The sequence below is a fragment of the Micromonospora sp. DSM 43699 genome, assembly GCF_055517075.1.
Genome location: NZ_JBTMMT010000218.1, coordinates 1 through 449, shown reverse-complemented (window position 1 = coordinate 449; position 449 = coordinate 1). Strand labels below are relative to the sequence as shown.

The following is a 449-nucleotide window of genomic DNA, read 5'->3' as shown; positions in this document are numbered from 1 at the left end:
GACATGGAGAGCAGATCCACTTTCAGGGCTTCCACATCCACCGGGATCTTGCCCACGCTCTGGACGGCGTCCACGTGCAGCAGGATCTTGCGGGAGCGGCACAGATCGCCGATGGCGGCAATGTTCTGCACCACGCCGATCTCGTTGTTCACATGCATGATGCTGACCAGAATGGTGTCATCACGCAGGGCACCTTCGATCTGCTCCAGAGTGAACAGGCCATTCGGCATCGGCTCGAGGTAGGTCACCTCATAGCCTTCACGCTCCAGCTGGCGGCAAGTATCGAGTACTGCCTTGTGCTCTGTCTTGGAGGTGATGATGTGTTTGCCCTTGCCGGCATAGAAATGGGCAACGCCCTTGATGGCCAGGTTGTTGGATTCTGTCGCGCCGGAGGTGAAGACGATCTCGCGCGGGTCGGCACCGATCAGCTCTGCCACTTGATTACGGGC

General features: G+C 58.8%; 1 protein-coding gene. It reads right to left on the bottom strand.

The window, feature by feature from the left end:
* Window positions 1-437: aminotransferase class V-fold PLP-dependent enzyme (locus AC0AIB_RS31330; protein WP_465098099.1), on the bottom strand; the 437-nt coding region annotated here is incomplete at its 3' end.
* Between the last annotated feature and the right edge of the window lie 12 nt (window positions 438-449).